The organism is Massilia sp. FBCC-B171, from assembly GCF_059134155.1.
The window spans coordinates 2895774-2910750 of the sequence record NZ_CP101443.1 but is presented as its reverse complement, the minus strand read 5'-3'; the positions used below and the strand labels follow the sequence as shown (position 1 = coordinate 2910750).

General features: G+C 63.5%; 15 protein-coding genes. 7 read left to right on the top strand and 8 right to left on the bottom strand.

Annotation, left to right across the window (positions count from 1 at the left end):
• Positions 1–13: 13 nt before the first annotated feature.
• From NMB41_RS13205 to NMB41_RS13195, 3 genes are read right to left on the bottom strand one after another with little or no spacing between them, the layout of a single operon-like run.
• Positions 14–1513: a tripartite tricarboxylate transporter permease gene (locus NMB41_RS13205; RefSeq protein ID WP_494378276.1), complete on the bottom strand. Its 1500-nt coding sequence runs from the start codon at positions 1511–1513 to the stop codon at positions 14–16.
• Between the two features lie 9 nt (positions 1514–1522).
• Complete coding sequence (locus tag NMB41_RS13200; protein WP_494378275.1) at positions 1523–2020, bottom strand: tripartite tricarboxylate transporter TctB family protein; 498 nt, start codon at positions 2018–2020, stop codon at positions 1523–1525.
• On the bottom strand, positions 2017–2994 hold the full coding sequence (locus NMB41_RS13195; RefSeq protein ID WP_494378274.1) for a tripartite tricarboxylate transporter substrate binding protein: 978 nt from the start codon (positions 2992–2994) through the stop codon (positions 2017–2019). The genes NMB41_RS13200 and NMB41_RS13195 overlap by 4 nt, the downstream gene beginning before the upstream one ends.
• A gap of 522 nt (positions 2995–3516) precedes the next feature.
• Between NMB41_RS13195 and NMB41_RS13190 the strand changes: the two genes are divergently transcribed.
• A complete protein-coding gene (locus NMB41_RS13190) occupies positions 3517–4593 on the top strand; it encodes a porin (RefSeq protein WP_494378273.1) in 1077 nt (358 codons plus the stop codon).
• Positions 4594–4767: 174 nt separating this feature from the next.
• Here the strand turns inward: NMB41_RS13190 and NMB41_RS13185 are convergent, their stop codons facing one another.
• Complete coding sequence (locus NMB41_RS13185) at positions 4768–5667, bottom strand: LysR family transcriptional regulator (protein ID WP_494378272.1); 900 nt, start codon at positions 5665–5667, stop codon at positions 4768–4770.
• 116 nt (positions 5668–5783) lie between these two features.
• On the opposite strand from NMB41_RS13185, the gene NMB41_RS13180 reads away from it, so the two are divergent.
• Genes NMB41_RS13180 through NMB41_RS13170 form a run of 3 tightly spaced genes read left to right on the top strand, consistent with a single transcriptional unit; the run spans position 5784 to position 8651 of the window.
• Positions 5784–6746: an MBL fold metallo-hydrolase gene (locus tag NMB41_RS13180; RefSeq protein WP_494378271.1), complete on the top strand. Its 963-nt coding sequence runs from the start codon at positions 5784–5786 to the stop codon at positions 6744–6746.
• A 19-nt stretch (positions 6747–6765) separates the two neighbouring features.
• A complete protein-coding gene (locus NMB41_RS13175; RefSeq protein WP_494378270.1) occupies positions 6766–8457 on the top strand; it encodes an FAD-dependent oxidoreductase in 1692 nt (563 codons plus the stop codon).
• Positions 8454–8651 (top strand): DUF2783 domain-containing protein, encoded by a 198-nt coding sequence (locus tag NMB41_RS13170; protein ID WP_494378269.1) that lies wholly within the window; start codon positions 8454–8456, stop codon positions 8649–8651. Before NMB41_RS13175 ends, NMB41_RS13170 begins: the two co-directional genes overlap by 4 nt.
• Here the strand turns inward: NMB41_RS13170 and NMB41_RS13165 are convergent.
• Positions 8648–8989 carry an ArsR/SmtB family transcription factor gene (locus tag NMB41_RS13165; protein ID WP_494378268.1) on the bottom strand — a complete coding sequence of 114 codons (342 nt, stop codon included), beginning with the start codon at positions 8987–8989 and terminating at the stop codon, positions 8648–8650. The genes NMB41_RS13170 and NMB41_RS13165 overlap by 4 nt on opposite strands.
• A complete protein-coding gene (locus NMB41_RS13160) occupies positions 8976–9440 on the bottom strand; it encodes an SRPBCC family protein (protein WP_494378267.1) in 465 nt (154 codons plus the stop codon). Before NMB41_RS13160 ends, NMB41_RS13165 begins: the two co-directional genes overlap by 14 nt.
• Before the next feature lie 247 nt (positions 9441–9687).
• Here NMB41_RS13160 and NMB41_RS13155 point away from each other — a divergent pair, with 247 nt between their 5' ends.
• Positions 9688–9867: a hypothetical protein gene (locus NMB41_RS13155; RefSeq protein WP_494378266.1), complete on the top strand. Its 180-nt coding sequence runs from the start codon at positions 9688–9690 to the stop codon at positions 9865–9867.
• Positions 9868–9912: 45 nt separating this feature from the next.
• Here the strand turns inward: NMB41_RS13155 and NMB41_RS13150 are convergent, their stop codons facing one another.
• Together NMB41_RS13150 and NMB41_RS13145 are read right to left on the bottom strand one after the other, a co-directional pair.
• Positions 9913–11238 carry an IS4 family transposase gene (locus NMB41_RS13150; protein WP_494378265.1) on the bottom strand — a complete coding sequence of 442 codons (1326 nt, stop codon included), beginning with the start codon at positions 11236–11238 and terminating at the stop codon, positions 9913–9915.
• Between the two features lie 138 nt (positions 11239–11376).
• A complete protein-coding gene (locus tag NMB41_RS13145; RefSeq protein ID WP_494378264.1) occupies positions 11377–12348 on the bottom strand; it encodes an extracellular catalytic domain type 1 short-chain-length polyhydroxyalkanoate depolymerase in 972 nt (323 codons plus the stop codon).
• Between the two features lie 193 nt (positions 12349–12541).
• Between NMB41_RS13145 and NMB41_RS13140 the strand changes: the two genes are divergently transcribed.
• Both NMB41_RS13140 and NMB41_RS13135 read left to right on the top strand, forming a co-directional pair.
• The gene (locus NMB41_RS13140; protein WP_494378263.1) at positions 12542–13507 is read left to right on the top strand and encodes a diguanylate cyclase domain-containing protein; all 966 of its coding nucleotides are present in this window, start codon (positions 12542–12544) and stop codon (positions 13505–13507) included.
• Positions 13508–13591: 84 nt separating this feature from the next.
• A protein-coding gene (locus NMB41_RS13135; RefSeq protein ID WP_494378262.1) for an IS3 family transposase occupies positions 13592–14964 on the top strand; the annotation gives its coding sequence in 2 pieces (ribosomal slippage) (positions 13592–14066 and positions 14066–14964; 1374 coding nt in all).
• Positions 14965–14977: the final 13 nt, after the last annotated feature.

Sequence of the window (14977 nt, the reverse complement as noted above, 5' to 3'; positions counted from 1 at the left end):
TGGTTGAGGGCTGTTACTCGTCGCTGCCCCTGAACCGTCGCAAGCCCTTGAACAGCAGCGGCGCCAGCAGCGCGAACGCCGCAATCGCCAGCAGCGTGGCCGAGGCCGGATGCTTGAAGAAGATCCAGTAGTCGCCCAGGCTCACTTGCAGCGCGCGCCGGAACTGGCTCTCGGCCATCGGCCCCAGGATCAGGCCGACGATCATCGGCGCGACCGGATAGTCCCAGCAGCGCATCATGTAGCCCGCCAAGCCGAACACCACCAGCATGGTCAGCTCGACGGTCGAGGGATTCGCAGCGAGCGTGCCCATCGCGGCAAACACGAGGATGCCCGCATACAGCCAGGCTTGCGGAATGGCCAGCAGCTTCACCCACAGACCCACCAGCGGCAGGTTCAGCACCAGCAGCATCAGGTTCCCGACCAGGAAGCTGGCGATCAGACCCCAGACCATGTCGGGGTTGGTGGTGAACAGCAGCGGTCCCGGCACCAGGCCGTATTGCTGGAAGCCGGCCAGCATCATGGCGGCGGTGGCCGAAGTCGGCAGGCCGAGGGCCAGCAGGGGCACCAGCGTGCCGGTGGCCGAGGCATTGTTCGCCGCCTCGGGACCGGCCACGCCTTCGATCGCGCCCTTGCCGAACTGCTCGGGGTTTTTGGCGAGCCGGCGTTCGAGGGTGTAGGAGAGCAGGGTCGGCACTTCGGCGCCGCCGGCGGGCAGGGCCCCGATCGGAAAGCCGAGCAGGGTGCCGCGCAGCCAGGGCTTCCACGAGGCTTTCCAGTCTTCTTTCGACATCATCAGCGAACCGCGCACCTTTTCGATCTTTTCGGTCACGCCGCCAAAGCGCGAGGCGACAAAGAGGGCTTCGCCCATCGCGAACAGGCCGACGGCCAGGGTCGTGATCGAGATCCCGTCCATCAGCAGGGGCACGTCGAAGGTGAGCCGGGCCTGGCCGGTCAGCTTGTCGATGCCGACCAGGCCCAGGAAGAGGCCGAGCGCCAGGCTGGTCAGCCCGCGCAGCACCGAGCTGCCGAAGGTGGCCGATACGGTGACGAAGGCCACCACCATCAGGGCCAGGTAATCCCAGGGGCCGAACTGCACCGCCAGGTCGACGATCCACGGCGCCAGCAGCGCCAGGCAGACGGTGGCGATGGTGCCGGCGACAAAGGAGCCGATTGCCGCGGTGGCCAGGGCCGGACCGGCGCGTCCGCTCAGCGCCATCTTGTAGCCTTCGATGGCGGTGGCGATCGAGGCGGCCTCGCCCGGGGTATTGATCAGGATGGCCGTGGTCGAGCTGCCGTACATGCCGCCAAAATAAATACCGGCAAACATGATGATCGAACCGGTTGGGTCGAGCTGGAAGGTCACGGGCAGCAGCAGGGCGACCGTGAGCGAAGGGCTGATGCCGGGCAGGATGCCGACCAGGGTGCCGAGCAGCACGCCGATGCCGGCGAACAGCAGGTTGCCGGGTTGCAGGGCGATCCAGACACCGTCGGCCAGTAGTGAAAGCGTATCCATCGGATTCCTTTAGCCCAGCAGTTGCTCAAGCGGTCCCATCGGCAGGGACAGGGAGAGCGCCTTGGTAAAAAACAGGTAGACGAGCGTCGTCAGCACCAGGCCGTAGACCGGTCCCCAGGACTTGAGCGGGCGGCCGAAGCCGCAGGCGGTGGCGACGAACAGGATGGTCGAGGACAGGATGAAGCCCAGGCCGAGGGACAGGGCCGCGATCTGCAGCACCAGCCCGCCCAGCACCCAGGCCAGGGCGCCGAAGTTAACCTTCTCGGCTGCGTCGAAGACGAGGGTCTGCTTCGCCGCGCGGCCCGCCTGCACCAGGTGCGCGAGGCCAAGCAGCACCAGCAGTCCCGCGATCAGTTTCATCGCCGCCGACGGGCCGACACCCGGGCCGACGCTTTCGGCGACGCGGTAGGCATCGACCAGCGTGATTGCGCCCAGCAGCAGCAGGGTCAAGCCGACCAGCAGCGGCGCCCGCCAGGCGGGCACTTTGTGTTCACGGCTGGCGATCATTTTGCCAGGCCGATCGACACCAGGATGTCCTTGACGCGCGCCTGGTCGCCTTTCATGAAGGCGGCGAACTGGTCAGCCGGCAGGTAGGCGTCTTCCCAGCCGCGTGCCTTCAGGACCTTGGCCCATTCCGGCGACTTGACGGTCTTTTCGACGGCGGCGGCCAGGGCGGCGCGCTGCTGCGGCGTGATGCCGGGGCCGGCGACGATGCCGCGCCAGTTCACCAGTTCCGCGTCCAGGCCTTGTTCCTTCAGGGTCGGCACGTCGACGCCCGCGATGCGCTTGCCGGACGCGATGGCCAGGGCGCGCAGCTTGCCCGCCTTGATCATGCTTTCGAATTCGTTATAGCCCGACACGCCGGCCGTCACGCGTCCGCCCAGCATTTCGGCCAGGGCTTCGCCGCCGCCCGAAAAGGGTACGTAGTTCAGCTTGCGCACGTCGCCGCCCGCCGTTTTCGCAACCATGCCGGCCAGGATATGGTCGGCGCCGCCGGCCGAACCGCCGGCCCAGACCACTTTCGAGGTATCCGCCTTGATCGCGGCGGCCAGGTCCTTGATGGTCTTGTGCGGCGAATTGGCCGGCACCACGATCACCAGAGGATCGGCCGTCAGGCGCGCGATCGGGGTCACGGTGTCGAGCTTGACCGGCGACTTGTTGGTCAGCACGGCGCCGAGCATGGTGATCCCCATCGTCATCATCTGCTTGCCGTCGCCCTTCGCGCCATTGGCGAACTGGGCCAGGCCGACGGTGCCGCCCGCGCCCGGCACGTTAATCACCTGCACGCTCTTGGCGGCGCCGGCGGCAACCATCACCTGCTGCAGCGAACGCGAGGCACTGTCCCAGCCACCGCCGGGCGCCGCCGGGGCGATGATCTTCAGTTCCAGCGGCGCCTGCGCCATGGCCGGCGCCGCAGCCACGGCGGCGCCGATGACGAGCGCCTGGACGGCACGGGCCAGCATTGTGTTGATCTTGTTCATGAAGCGTCTCCTGATGTAAGCACCTGTATCGGTGCAGGTTGTTGTATTGCCGCAGCCGCCACGCAAGCAGGCGTGACGGTCATTGGCGGGCACAGCTTGTCTTGTTCAAGCCCGGGCACGGCCAGGCCAGGGCCTGGACCGTGCCTTGGCCATGAAGGAATTATTCGGGAATGGCGCTGCCAGGACGGCGTGCGCGTGAGGGAAAGGTCTGCATCTTGTCTCCGGTTGGCGGCATCGTTTGTGTGCCTTGTTTTCGTCAACTATAGGCGGGCTCAGCTTTCAGTTTGCTTTCAGCCCGGGCTTGTCCCTTCGATATTAAAAATTATCCTTCTGCGCGCCTTGCTCCCCATACGAAATCAGGCGCCGCGATCGCATGTTATTGATGTTGCAAAGCACAATGAAAGCATTCTGAAAGCTGGGCCCGTCTATATTTTGCCGCAAGAAGAGGCGGACGCTGCAGTGTTCAGCGCGGCGCCCGCAGCCTTTTCGATCGTCCCATTACAACTACAACGGAGATAGACAATGAATAAACCTGCGCTTTTCGCAGCGATGGCTGCCGCATTCAGCGGTGCCGCATGCGCCCAGACCAATGTGCAAATCTACGGCATCATGGATGCGGGCATCGAGCATGTGACGAATGCGGGCGCCGGCGGCGCAGACGTGACCAAGGTCTACTCGGGCGGATCGAACAATTCGCGCCTCGGTTTTCGCGGCACCGAAGACCTGGGCAATGGCCTCAAGGCCGTGTTCAACCTCGAATCGGGCCTCCTGATCGACAACGGCACCTTCGACGGAGCCCTGTTCCGGCGCCAGGCCAACGTCGGCCTGGAAGGCAAGTTCGGCCGCGTCGTGATCGGCCGCTCGTTCACGACGGTCTATGACTTCATCGTTTCCTTCGACCCGATGGGCTATGCGCCGCGCTACTCCTGGGTCCCGACCGGGAACGGCACCCTGTCGAACAAATACGGCATGACGACGGGCTTCGACAACATGGTCAAATACCAGGGCCAGTTCGACAAGCTGAAAATCGGCGCGTCCTGGGGTGCGGGCGAAGTCGCCGGCAGTTCGTCGGACGGCCGCAAGCTCGCCGCTGCCGCCGCCTACGAGCTGGGCAAGCTGCGCTTTGTCGCCACGGGGGAACGCGTCAACGGCGTCAGCAATGCGCTGGGTGCGCGTTCCGAATCGACGGTTTATCACGCGGCGGCCGCCTTCGAGGCGAGCGAGGCGCTGAGCCTGAAGCTTGGCCACCGCCACCTGAGGCTGGAACAGGCGGCCGGTCCCACGGCGCGGGCCAATACCTGGTGGGCCGGCACCAATTACGAGCTCACGCCCGCGCTCGACCTGACCGCGGTGCTGTACTACGTCGACGTGAAGACCGGCGTGACGCCGGCCGACACCGCCGCCGATCCGCGCATGCTGGTGCTGCGCGCCAAATACGCGCTGACCAAGCGCACCAGCGTGTACGCGACCGCCGCGCATGCGAAGGCCAGGGGCGGCGTGCCGGTCGGCGTCTCGCGCGACAACAACGAAGACGGCGGCGTGACGGGGACGGCGGACAACCAGACCGGGTTGGTGGTCGGTATCCAGCACCGCTTCTGACGCGCCGCGCAGCAGGCAGGGCGCAGGCCAAGCCCGGTCACTTAAGCTGAATCCTTACGCTCAGACCCGTAGGGGCCATCGAGGCCAGTGGCCTCGATGGCCCCTACGGGTCTGTGCCTTCATGCATCGTATTCATCTTTGTTCAATTCTGTTTGACCGCATAGGTGGCGCCTGCTATTCCGGATGCGTATCGAACACGTCCTTCACCAGCTGCCTGAGCCAGACATTGGCCGCATCGTGCTGGTAGCGCGGATGCCAGTGCTGGCGGATCGCAAACGGCGGCACGTCGACTGGCGTGGTCAGCGCCTTGATGCTGTTGTAGCCGGCAAAGCGCGTGGCCAGCTCGCGCGGCACGGTGGCGATCAGCTCCGGGTTCTGCTCGATGATCATCGGCACCGTGAGGAAGTGGGGCGTCGTCAGGTAGACCCGGCGCGGACCGGCCAGCTGGTCGACGATGGCGTCGTAGGCGTCTTCCAGCCTGCCCGACAGGGACACGACGATGTGCTCCAGCGCCAGGTACTGTTCGCGCGTCAGGGCTTCGCCGATGGCGCGGTTGCGGCGGTTGACGATGGTGACGAAACTGCGCGTGAAGAGCTGCTGCTGGAACAGGCCCTCGGGCATCGAATGCAGGGATCCGAGCGCGAGGTCGGCCGCGCCGCTTTCCAGCGCCTGGGCGATCTGCTGCATCGGCATCTGCAGGGTGCGCAGGGTGCAGTAGGGCGCTTCGCGGCGCAGGCGCTCGATCAGGCGCGGCAGGAAGATCAGTTCGCCCATGTCGGTCAGGCAGAGGCTGAAGACGCGCCTGCTGGTCGATGCTTCGAAGCCCTCGCGCACCAGCAGCTCGCCGCGCACGGTGCCCATCACCGCCAGCACCGGCGCCTGCAATTCGAGCGCGCGCGGGGTCGGCTGCATGCCGCTGCCGGACTTCAAAAACAGCTGGTCGCCGAAGAACTCGCGCAGGCGTTTCAGCGAGTGGCTCACCGCGCTTTGCGACATGTCCAGCTCGGCCGCCGCCCGGCTGACGCTGCGCACCCGGATCAAGGCGTCGAACACCGGCAGCAAATTAAGGTCCAAGTCTGTGTTATGCACGCCGTTCATAGTCTTCATCGATAAGCCCTGATTTACAGATAATACGGAAAGTCGTATCGTCTGCCTATCGCCAGCGTTCAAATATAAAGGGAGACAGCATCATGACCGAAAGAACCTTCGCATCGCAGGCCGACCTCGAGGAAAAGAAGACCAGCTTCATCCAGCTCTCCGAAAACGCCTGGGCCTATACGGCCGAGGGCGACCCGAATTCCGGCGTCATCGTCGGCGACGACAGCGTGATGGTGATCGACACCACCGCCACCCCGATGATGGCGCAGTCCCTGATCAAGCATATCCGCAGCGTGACCGACCTGCCGATCAAGTACGTGGTGCTCTCGCACTACCATGCGGTGCGCGTGCTGGGCGCCTCGGCCTATTTCGCCGAAGGGGCCGAGCAGATTATCGCTTCACGCGGCACCTACGAGTTGATCGTCGAGCGCGGCGCCCAGGACATGCAGTCCGAGATCGAGCGCTTCCCGCGCCTGTTCGCGGGCGTCGAATCGGTGCCCGGCCTGTCCTGGCCGACCATGGTGTTCGAAAAAGAGATGACGATCTTCATGGGCAAGCTCGAAGTGCGCCTGGCCCATATCGGCATGGGCCACACCAAGGGCGACACCATCGCCTGGATTCCGTCGCAAAAAATCTGTTTCTCCGGCGACCTGGTCGAATACGGCGCGGCGGCTTACACCGGCGACGCCCAGCTCGAAGAATGGCCGGCGACGCTGGAAGCGCTGCGCGCGCTGGGCGCCGAAAAACTGGTGCCTGGTCGCGGCCCCGCACTGATGAATCCGCAGCAGGTCAATGAAGGCATCGACTACACCAAGGATTTCGTCACGACCCTGTTCGAAGGCGCGAAGGAAGCTGTGGCGGCGCAGATGACGCTGAACGAGACGATGGTCCACGTGCGCAGCAAGATGGACCCGAAATTCCGCCACGTCTTCATCTACGAGCACTGCCTGCCCTTCGACGTGACGCGCGCCTACGACGAGGCCAAGGGCATCAAGCACCCGCGCATCTGGACCGCGGAGCGCGACAAGGAGATGTGGCACGCGCTGCAGAACTGATTTTTTACAGGCGGCCATCATGGACATCGATTACCAGGGCTGTGTGTTCGGCTACGCGCCGCCGGATGCATCGGGATCGCGCTATCCCGTCGCCGTGGTCGGCGCCGGCCCGGTGGGCCTCGCAACCGCGATCGACCTCGCGCAGAATGGCGTACCGGTCGTGCTGCTGGACGACGACAACAAGCTCTCGACCGGCTCGCGCGCCATCTGCTTTTCCAAGCGCACCCTCGAGATTTTCGATCGCCTGGGCTGCGGCGAGCGGGTGGCGGCCAAGGGCGTGCGCTGGAATGTGGGGCGCGTCTTCAAGGGCAGCGAGGAAGTCTACAGTTTCGACCTGCTGCCCGAAAGCGGCCACGAACGGCCGGCTTTTGTGAACCTGCAGCAGTATTATGTCGAGGGCTATCTGCACGAGCGGGCGCAGGAGCTCGACCTGCTCGCGCTGCGCTGGGCCAGCAAGGTAACTGGCCTGGTCCAGCATGCGGACCATGTCGCGTTGACGGTCTCCACGCCCGATGGCGACTACGTTTGCGAGGCGGCGTATGTGGTCGCGGCCGACGGCGGCAAGAGCACGGTGCGCGGTTTGATGGGACTGGAAAGCCACGGCCGCACCTTCCGCGACCGCTTCCTGATCGCCGACGTGAAGATGACGGCGGACTTTCCGGCCGAACGCTGGTTCTGGTTCGATCCGCCTTTCCACCCCGGCCAGTCGGTGCTGCTGCACCGCCAGCCGGACAACGTCTGGCGCATCGACTTCCAGCTCGGCTGGGATGCCGACCCGGTGGCGGAAAAGGCGCCCGAGCGGGTGATCCCGCGCATCCAGGCCCTGCTCGGCAAGGACGCGCAGTTCGAACTGGCCTGGGTCAGCGTTTATTCCTTCTGCTGCCTGCGCATGGACGCCTTCCGCCACGGCCGCGTGCTCTTTGCCGGCGACGCGGCGCATGGGGTCTCGCCGTTTGGTGCGCGCGGGGCCAACAGCGGCGTGCAGGATGCAGACAACCTGACTTGGAAACTGCGCCTGGTGGTCGAGGGAAAAGCGCCCGAAACCCTGCTCGATACCTATGCGCGCGAGCGCGAACAGGCCGCCGACGAGAACATCCTGCATTCGACCCGCGCCACCGATTTCATCACGCCGAAGAGCGCCGCCAGCCGGCTGTTTCGCGACGCCGTGCTGCAGCTGGCAAAGGACCAGCCCTTTGCGCGTAAGCTGGTCAACAGCGGGCGCCTGTCGACCCCGATGACCTATATCGACTCAGTCCTGAACACCCCGGACGGCGTCCCCTTCGCCGGCAGCTTGGCGCCGGGCGCGCCGGCGGCCGACGCGCCTCTGTTGTGTGACAGCGAACCTGGCTGGCTACTGCGCCACACGGGCGGCGCCTTCACCGGTATTTATTACGCAGGCAGCACGCAGGATGCCGAAGCCATCGCACAGGCCGTCGCGCTGGCGAACGATGCGATTCCCGTGCGTCTGCTGGTGATCGCGGCCCGGGGGCAGGGCGGCCCCGGCATGCTGGAAGACAGCGAGGGCCTGTTCGCCGCACGCTACGACGCCAGCCCGGGCAGCTTTTACCTGCTGCGCCCCGACCAGCACCTGTGCGCGCGCTGGCGGGGCTTTGACTTGCACGCCGTGCGCGCGGCGGTGGCAAGGGCCAGCGGCAAGCTGGCGGTGGAAAGTAGTGTGGCGCAAGCCGCACCGTCGATGGAGCACGCATGAACGCGCGACTGAATGTGGAACCAAACCTGGCCGACCCGGACGCCTTCTACGCGCTGCTGGTCGACACCCACGAAGGCTTGAGCGAGGAGCAGAGCCGGATGCTCAATGCGCAGCTGATCCTGCTGCTGTCGAACCATATTGGCGACCTGGCGGTGTTGCGCGAAGCCCTGGGCATCGCGCGCGCCAACGTTTAGGGCGCGTCCGACTCGACGAAGCGCTGCAGCCGGACGAGGGCCGCCTCCCACTGCGCGCCGATCGCGGCCAGGCTGCGGCGCGCGTCGTCGATGCGTTCGGGCGCCAGCTGCCAGCGCCGCTCGCGCCCGAACTTCACATCGTGCACCAGGCCCGCTTCGGCCAGCACGTGCAGGTGCTTGGTCACGCCCTGCCTGCTGATCTCCGTGGCGCTGGTGAGCTGGGAAATCGACAACAGGCCTCCGGCGCAGAGCAGGGTGACGAGGCGCAGGCGCGTCGGGTCGCCGAGCGCCGCGAAGACCTCGGCCAGCCCGGTCGTTTCTTCCTCAGCCGCCGACATGGCGTGCGATGTTCTCAACCTGCGCGTCCCAGCCCTGGCTGTTCATGCGGAAGGCTTCCAGGCGGCGTTCGGCGGGAACCTGGTCGAAGCCCGACTCGACCACCGTCAAGCGCTTGCCGCCCGCGATTTCCTGCAGCGTAAAGGTCACCAGGGTCGGGGTCTCGTGGCTGTAGTCGACCTGCGGGTCGATCGCGAACGGAAGCCAGTGGAAGGACAGCAGCTGCTCGGGTTCGACCCGGTCCACCTTGACCTCGAAGACGATGTGCTCATAGCCCGGGTGGATGATGTTGCCGCGTACGCGCGCGCCGGGCGCGAAGGTCTGGTCGGTCAGCTTCACGCCGAACCAGCTGCCGAATTCATTGGCGTCGGCAAGGGCGCGCCAGACCCGCGCGCGTGGCGCTTTGATATCGATACTGCGCTCGATGCTGTCCGTGATCGTCTCTGCACTCATGTTGTTGGCTCCCGGAAACGAATTGTTTAAGCAACCCGGTGGTTGCATATCTCCGAGTGTAGGCCGGAGGGCGCGCACGTGCAAGCGAAACTGTCATAGGACGGCGCTCAGCAATACGCCAAACGCATAACAGGTATTCTCAGAGCAATACGTCTGGTGAATGACCTTCATCATGGATCTCAATTTGATTTCTATCTGGAAGAGGCCATACTGGGTACATCGAATCAGACAAACAAGTGAGGAAATTATGACTACCCAGACCATCAACCTGTTTAACAGTGCATCGCAGTTCGTCAAGAAGTTGCTCGCGTCGGATGCGGCATCCAGTGACCTGTATCAGCTGTACCGCATGTCCCGCGGCGTCGACTCGGTCCGCCCTGCAGTGACCCGCAAGCTTGACCGCATGGCCAGCAAGAACGCCAACTAAGCAGTCGACAAACAAAAAGCCCCGCAGAGCGGTAATGCCGTTCAGTTAAGGTAGTTTTTTCACCTTACGTACAGCATAGCGCTTCGGCGTTGCCTTGATGGCCCGGTCGCATTTGCGACCGGGCCGTTCGTCTTTTAGAAGGCTAACCAGCCTTTCACGCAAGTGCTTCATCAATGCAGGTAACTTCCCATAGGACCTCGTCACGCCAGCCCAATGCAGTTCAAACTGGATTAGGTGGAAGGCGCGGATGAAACTGACCTCGGTTGGCTCGCACTTGACCGCCAGCGCAGCCTTGGCGATTTCAAGGCGGATGAGGTTGTAGGCGATCAGCGTGCCCCAGATTTCCTGGTAGACACCGTCCACGGTTTTCGACCGCAAGGTCAGCGCCATGCCCAGCATTGTCTGCTTAAGTTCTCGATAGCTGGTCTCGATTCCCCAGCGCTTGTCGTACAAGGCGGCGATGTCGGCCGGCTTGTAACGCTGACGGTCGCGCAGTGAAGTGAGCAAGACGCGTTTGCGCGCCTGGGCGTCGACAACAGTGATGGCGCGCGCTTCCCAGAATTCCGGCAGCTCCGGAGATTTCTTCCTTGCTTGCGGCGATACGCGCATGCGCACTACTTCATCGTTGTCGCTGCCATCGACCACTTCCCATTTGGTATTGGACTTGGCCGGGATAAGGAAATGCCGCTCAGCGCCACTGCCAGTCAGGCTGCACAAAATCTCGGCCGACAGGAAGCCCCGGTCGAAGACGGTAAGCGATTGTTCCGGAATCGCTTCGATCAGCTGCTTCGCGTAAAGCATTTCGTTGGTCGAATAAGGACCGAACGCGGCGCTGTACACCAAGTGTGTCGTCAGCGCAGTGAGCGTGACCCCGCGAACTTGCGGATAGCTCGCGACCGTGCCGCCGACATAGCCCTGTGCACCGAAATGCTCCCGGTTCTTCTCTGTATCGTGGGTACGCAAGGTTGTGCCGTCCATCGCGAACAGCTGCAGCCCCTTGAATAGATAGGCGCGCTTGTCTTGCGCCACCCAATTTCTGGCTGAATGATCGAACAGCCACTTCAACGGCTCGGCCCCGACACGCTGGCGCGCCTGCGCCGCTGCACTCTTGCTCACGAACGGCGTCTGCTCGCTCGGTATCGCCAGGCCGAGATCGTCGAGCACCTCGCCGATCGACTTGTGACGGTAGAGCGCCAGCGCCACCATTAGCCAAACCACCTGCTCGGCAGGCAGCCGTCGATGGCGGATACTGAGTGCATCCGTGCTCGCAAGGGCCTGCTCGATCCATTCAAAAGGAAGATGATCTCCCAGCCTTGCCCAATCGGGAGCTTCTAGGTGATTTGCGAGAAAATGTAGGGTATCGTCGAACATGGCGACGAAGGTTAACAGCGATTCGTCGCGTTTACAACGACGAAAAAAAATGCCGCTCAGTCTTAACTGAACGGCATTACCCGCAGAGCGGGGTTTTTTTTCGTCCGGACCAGGCGCCGCGGCGTGCGGCGCCTGTCCTCATTGCTGCATGAAGAAGCGCAGCATCTCGCGGCTCGCATCCGGCCCGCAGGTATCGGTATAGCTGCCGCGCCGGTTGCCGCCGGACCAGGCGTGGCCGGTGCCGTGGATGGTCCAGTGTTCGGCGACCACGTCTCCGGTTTCGCCGCGGTGCGTATGCCGGGTAAAACTGCGCCCGCTTGCTTCGCCCGTCTCTTCGCAGACCGCCATGGCGCCTGCTTCGCCGGCGCCTTGCGCCTGGTAGCACGCGATGGTCTGCTGCACCACGTCGTCGCTGTTCTTCTGGTGGACGGTGTTGTCGACATCGCCATGAAAAACGATGATCGGGATGCTGGCCGGCGGCACGCGGTCGTCTGCGGCTGTCAGCGCGCAGGCGCCGCGCATGGCCGACATGGCGCCCATGGTGCTCGTCGCGCTGCGGTGGGGCAGGCCGGAGTGGCAGCCGACCGCCTTGAACAGGTCGGGATAGGTGCGCCCGAGGATCACCGCCATCGCGCCGCCCGAGGACAGGCCGGCAATCGAGACGCAGGCGCGGTCGACGCCGTATTCCTCGATGATGGCCTGGGTCAGGCCCGCGATCAGGGCAGGTTCGCCTTCGTCACGGTCGTGATGGGCCTCGTCGTACCAGTTCCAGCAGCGGTTCCAGCTGACCTGCGTGGACTGTTCCGGATACAGGACCAGGCATTGCACTTCTTCGGCCAGCTCGTTCATGCCGGTGCCGAGCGCGAAATCGGCGGCGTCCTGGCCGCAGCCGTGCAGCATCACCACCAGCGGCCGGGGCGCGGCGCGTTCGCCGGCCGGTACATACAATTTATAGTGCAGCGACTGTCCGCCGCTATTGAACACGCCTGACAGGAAGCTGCCCTGGCGCGCAGGCTGCTCGCGCGCGGCGGGGGCGGGGGCGGGGGGCAGCAGGCCGGCCCATGGATTAAAGCCAAAGAATGGCCATTCTCCGTTTGCTAAGTTAATCATGCTTACCTCTTAAATGGCTGATCGGACGCCTCCAGCATTTTTTCTTTCAGTGTAATCGTATGCTGCGGTGCAGCATGTCAGCCGATCGCGTAGTCTCGCGTAGGACAATCATCCGCCTCGCATGCCGTCAAGAGCGCAGCGCCCTTGTCGAATTGGCTTTTTGTTGCGAGTCTTGCTATGCTCGCGCACACCCATGATTACCCATCCCGACCCTCTGTCCGACCTTGCGTCGAACGCCCTGAACCTCCTGGACTGCGGCGTCATCGTCCTCGATGCCGAGCATCGCATCGTCCTCTGGAATCGCTGGCTGGTCACGCGCTCGAGCCGTGCGGCGGCGCGCGTGCGCACGCATGGTCTGTTCGACGTCTTCCCGGAATTGCGCGGCTCGCGCGTCGAGGCCGCGGTGCTGGCGGCGCAAGCGGACGGCGTAGCGAAGCAAGTCACGTCCGCCGATAGCCGCTCGCCGTTCCCGCTGCGCGAGGCCGGCAGTTTCGACGGGCCGCGCATCGACCAGGCAGTGACGGTCACAGGCTTCAAGGAAGGCAAGACTCCCTTTTGCATGATCGAGATCCGCGACGTCAGCGGCACCGTCGACCGCGAACGCCACCTGCTCGAACACGCCGAGTCGCTGCGCGCGCGCTCCTATGTCGACGGCCTGACCGGCATTTATAACCGGCGCTATTTCGATGTCGCGCTCGAGCGCGAACTTCGCCGCGCGCAGCGCCATGGCGGCGCCTTGTCGCTGCTCCTGATGGACATCGATTCCTTCAAGACCTATAACGACCATTTCGGCCACCAGGCCGGCGACAGCTGCCTGATCACCGTGGCCCAGGCGCTGGCTTCCATGCTGAAACGCCCGGCCGATGTCGCCGCGCGTTATGGCGGCGAGGAGTTCGCCGCTATCCTGCCCGATACCACGGCCGCCCAGGCGCAGTGCCATGCCAACGCCATCCGCGAGCACGTGGCGGCACTCCGCCTGGCGCATGCACCGGCCGCCGTCAGGGACCATGTGACGCTCAGCATCGGCGTGGCCAGTTACAGCGCCGACGGCTTGAACGAGGCGCCGGCCCTGATCGAGGCGGCGGACAAGGCGCTGTATGCGGCCAAGCGGGGAGGGCGCGACCGCGTGGCCATGGCGGGCGAAGCCGCAGGCGACTAAGCCCGGGCCGTCACTGCAAATAAAAAAGGCCGGGCGCAACTGAACTGACCCCCAAAAGTTGGACACAACTTTTGGGGGTTTTTCATGACGAAATACGATGAGCAACTCAAGCTCAAAGTCGTCCGCGAGTATCTGCACGGGACGATGGGGTATCAGCGGCTGGCCGAGTTGCACGATGTCCCACGCAAGAGCCTGGAGACTTGGGTGAAGCTGTACCGCGCCCATGGGGCTGATGGGCTGAAGAAGAAGTTCAGCCATTACAGTGCACAGTTCCGACTTGAAGTGATACAGCGCATGCGGGCCGATGAGCTTTCTAATGCGGAGGCTGCTGCGTTATTCAATATTCGCAGCGCTGGATGCATCGGACGATGGAAGCGCTGTTATGATGCGGGCGGTCTAGAAACGCTGACGCCGCGCAAGCGCGGCCGTTCAAAGAAAATGCCTCAAGTGCCGGATACAAAAACAGAAGCGCTGCCTGATGCAGCTGGCCGTACCCATGAAGAGTTGGTCGCTGAGGTGAACCAGCTGCGCATGGAGGTAGCTTACCTAAAAAAGTTGAGAGCCTTGGTTCAAGCGCAGCAACAGCAGCGGACGACAACGCGCAAAAAGCGCAAGTAGTCATTGAACTGAGGCGACACTTCCCTCTTGCCGGCCTGCTGAAGCTGGCTGGTTTGGCGCGCAGCACCTTCTACTATCAACAGAAAATAGCTCAGACGGGCGATAAGTACGAAGCCTTGAAAACGCAGATCGGTACGCTCTTCGCCCGCCACAAAGGGCGCTATGGCTACCGGCGCGTGACGGCAGCCATTCGACAGCTTGGTACGAAGGTCAATCACAAGACGGTGCAAAGCCTGATGGGTAAGCTCGGCCTGAAGTCACTGGTTCGACCCAAGAAATACCGCTCGTACAAAGGAGAAGTGGGCAGTGCTGCGCCAAATGTTCTGCAAAGGCGCTTCGAGGCCACGTGCATCAATCAGAAATGGGTGACTGACGTCACCGAGTTCAATGTGGCCGGCGAAAAATTGTATTTGTCCCCGGTCATGGATTTGTACAACGGCGAGATCATCGCTTTCGAGACCGCCAAGCGGCCTGAATTTAGCCTGGTAGGCAGCATGCTCAAAAAGGCGCTGAAAAAGCTCAACCCGGGAGACCAGCCGATCTTGCATTCGGACCAAGGGTGGCAGTATCGAATGTCGGCCTACCAACGGGCCTTAAGGCAGAAGAGCGTCGAGCAGAGCATGTCACGCAAGGGGAACTGCCTGGACAACGCCGCCATGGAAAGCTTCTTTGCCGTGCTGAAGTCGGAGTTTTTCTACCTGAACAAATTCAGCAGCGTCGACGAACTGCAAACCGGTCTCAAGAACTACATCCGCTACTACAATTACGACCGCATCAAGATGAAGCTAAAAGGGCTGAGTCCTGTTCAATACAGAACCCAGCCCTTTGCAGCTGACTAGATTTAACCGTCCA

Bases quoted from the DNA above. Each gene is read 5' to 3' on its own strand.
- NMB41_RS13200 (WP_494378275.1), bottom strand. From the start codon at position 2,020: ATGATCGCCAGCCGTGAACACAAAGTGCCCGCCTGGCGGGCGCCGCTG.
- NMB41_RS13195 (WP_494378274.1), bottom strand. From the start codon at position 2,994: ATGAACAAGATCAACACAATGCTGGCCCGTGCCGTCCAGGCGCTCGTC.
- NMB41_RS13155 (WP_494378266.1), top strand. From the start codon at position 9,688: ATGACTACCCAGACCATCAACCTGTTTAACAGTGCATCGCAGTTCGTC.
- NMB41_RS13160 (WP_494378267.1), bottom strand. From the start codon at position 9,440: ATGAGTGCAGAGACGATCACGGACAGCATCGAGCGCAGTATCGATATC.
- NMB41_RS13140 (WP_494378263.1), top strand. From the start codon at position 12,542: ATGATTACCCATCCCGACCCTCTGTCCGACCTTGCGTCGAACGCCCTG.
- NMB41_RS13175 (WP_494378270.1), top strand. From the start codon at position 6,766: ATGGACATCGATTACCAGGGCTGTGTGTTCGGCTACGCGCCGCCGGAT.
- NMB41_RS13150 (WP_494378265.1), bottom strand. From the start codon at position 11,238: ATGTTCGACGATACCCTACATTTTCTCGCAAATCACCTAGAAGCTCCC.
- NMB41_RS13170 (WP_494378269.1), top strand. From the start codon at position 8,454: ATGAACGCGCGACTGAATGTGGAACCAAACCTGGCCGACCCGGACGCC.
- NMB41_RS13145 (WP_494378264.1), bottom strand. From the start codon at position 12,348: ATGATTAACTTAGCAAACGGAGAATGGCCATTCTTTGGCTTTAATCCA.
- NMB41_RS13180 (WP_494378271.1), top strand. From the start codon at position 5,784: ATGACCGAAAGAACCTTCGCATCGCAGGCCGACCTCGAGGAAAAGAAG.
- NMB41_RS13190 (WP_494378273.1), top strand. From the start codon at position 3,517: ATGAATAAACCTGCGCTTTTCGCAGCGATGGCTGCCGCATTCAGCGGT.
- NMB41_RS13165 (WP_494378268.1), bottom strand. From the start codon at position 8,989: ATGTCGGCGGCTGAGGAAGAAACGACCGGGCTGGCCGAGGTCTTCGCG.
- NMB41_RS13205 (WP_494378276.1), bottom strand. From the start codon at position 1,513: ATGGATACGCTTTCACTACTGGCCGACGGTGTCTGGATCGCCCTGCAA.